The 2,772-nt window shown below is 47.8% G+C and carries 1 protein-coding gene; it reads left to right on the top strand.

Annotation, left to right across the window (positions count from 1 at the left end):
- Positions 1-404: 404 nt before the first annotated feature.
- Positions 405-2,772, top strand: a 2,368-nt coding sequence (locus KDK16_RS09025; protein ID WP_257275696.1) for a hypothetical protein, incomplete at its 3' end; no start/stop codon positions are given.

Here is a 2,772-nt window from a genome sequence, read left to right as displayed (position 1 = left end):
TGAAAGCTGACAACGCAGAGTTGAAAGCTGACAACGCAGAGTTGAAAGCTGACAATGTGGAAATCAAAGAAACCTTAAAGCTCATCCTGTCCAGACTGCCCAACAGCTAACACGCCAACTACCAACAAAATCCAGTGGCTTGCCCGTCGGCAACCACTGATTTGAAGGATATCCTGATAATGGCATTTTTCTGGTCGGCGTAGGTCAATACACCCACCCTCTGAGCCCTGAACCTGCTAACGTGCGGCAAAAAACAACCCTCTTGCGCAGACAAACATCTTGAAGCTGTTGTCAACAAAGTTCACACCGCTGGTGATGTTTTCCGGGTAATTTTGAACCAAATCAACCTTTGCTGGTCTATTGATTTGGAAACTTCAGAAAACTAGTTATTAATGGAATTAATTATGCTGCCACGGATGCCCTGCAATACTCCCTTAAACCTGTCCAGTCGGACCGCTCCGGAAACAGATTTTTCCACACCTGCTTCCACTTCCGGCTTGAGTAACCAGACAGCTCGATCGGATGCGCCCTCTGCTCGCTCTGTACACCGGCGACACATCACTACCACTGCCGACCAGCGTCGTGAATGGATATCTCTTGTTGAGAATGCATTAGGTCATATTGATATTCCATATGACCATAAATTGCTGCGAGAACAGGTAAAAAATGCCCGTCTTGATCTTAATAGAATGAGTCAGAATCTCGTCGCAAAGGATGTAAAATTCCATCTGCCGTCTTTGCAAAAGCTGATCAGCTACCTCGTCGAGAATCCTTGCCTGCCTGAAAATATTTCCGTTCTGCAAACGCTGGCTGATTTAGGACTGGGACTTGAGGGCGAGCCGATCGAATCCAAGGTAATGATACCTCCCCAATTATTTAAACAATTCCTGGATAACACACGTCATGAAGCAGTGCTGAACATTCTTGGCAATCTTGCCGCAACAATTATGTTTAAGCCTGATCCGGGCTTTATGGAAATATTGGAGAAATACCTGCCCCGCTGGCAGCTGCAGAAAACTGCCCGAGAGCTTCTGGGTCAACTGAAAAGATATTACTTTTCTCTAAAAGAACTCAATCAATCTCTACAACTTTCGGATGGTGCAGCACCTTATCTGATAAAAGCTATTTTCGAATCGCCAGACGTCAGGCATGGCAAACCTCAAACGTCACAGGATTTCTGCCAGAGTATCACCACCGCAATGGCTTCAGAGATTTTTACATTGCAGCTTTGTTTGCTGGAAGTGAATGCCCAAAGGCATGAAAAACTGATTCTGGAAGAAGTGGAAAAGCTGGATGATAAAGAGCGGGAAAAGCTGCTGGTGTGTGCCTTTATATTGGGCCAGTTGGAACTGTTTAAACGTTTGCTGCCAGCCTCTTCAGCCAATATTCTTAACCAGACGTTTCATAACGGCAGTAATATTCTGCACCTTATGGCGACAGCCATTCCGGGCATGAACTCCCGCGGCAGTCTACGCAACTTTTCCCATCTGAATGCTTATCCTTCCCGCTATGACCAGTTGTTTCAATATCTGCCCGCCAGGACTCTGGCCAACCAAAGAGACAACAGCGGCGCAACACCACTCTTGCTTTTATACCGTCATAACTGCCAGCCACTAGCGGCAGTGGCCATGTCCAAAGCGGAAGACAGTCAGCTGGCCAGAGCCCGCCGCAGCGCACTGATCAAGCTAACCGTTCCTGAACATCTCATTGATTGTATGCAGGAGCATTTAGGCGGAACATTCCCCTTGAATGTCAACTGGTTTGCTGAGTTTCTGCAACTCTTTAAATCCCTGCCACCCGCTACTTTTAAAGCAGTCAACTTGCGCCCTGCCGAGCATGCATATGTCACACAACTGCGTCACAAACCCTTGCCCTGTGCAACACAGTTACTTCAACCTGTTGTCAACTATTTTGAGCACCACCCTGACGCCTTAAGGGATGAGCAGCAAACACTGGAATTAATGAGGTTAATAGATCAGAACGGGTTGCCGGTTGAATATTCTGCACAGGTGCTCCGGGTTGTCACTCCGGGCATGCAAAAAAAACTGCTCGCGCAACTTTCAGCAACAGCTGATGATCGCGACTCACTGTTTATTGAGCGTTACTACGATGTAGCTTATAAGGGAAGACATTACTATCCATGGTATCTGATTGGCCTTGGTGTTGGTGCTGGGTGTGCACCGGGTCCAGACAGGTTTTATTGTGAACGTTTCCGCCATGAGATTGCTGAGTTTGGCAGGAAACATCCAAAAGAGACTGTTCCGGAAATTTCCAGGCTTTGGGAAGCAGAGTTGATCAACAGCAGGAATATTGAAATTTACGGCCGCAGTCTGGCTTTTCCTTCCACAGAGGTACCTCAGGGGTATCGCCGTTTCAAGTTCCTGAAACGCCAACGGGGCGCCACAGAAGACTGGCATGATTTTGTCCGCGAGCAGCCACAGCTGGATTTTTTTCGAACCCATAAGGATCATCTGGGCCTTGAAAGCGCATTACTGAAACCACGAGGCATCTATCGTCTGAACAATGCTCTTGATAAGCTCAAAGCCTGTCGATTACCTGATGAAACCTTGTCAGCCATTGCCCTGGAGCCAGATGGTTCGGCACTGCTGCAAGTCTTTGATGATGAAAAAAACACCCGCCTGTATCACCACTACCCTTATGAAACTGAAGGAGTGGCAGGGCTCTCAGTGCAGGCATCGTTTGAGGGCCTCAGGCTGTTTGCCAGAGATGCGGGTCGTCTCTGGCAACACAATTTTCAGGCACCGGATACAT

This window comes from Endozoicomonas sp. SESOKO4 (genome assembly GCF_024606275.1).
This window is presented reverse-complemented; position numbering and strand designations above follow the sequence as displayed.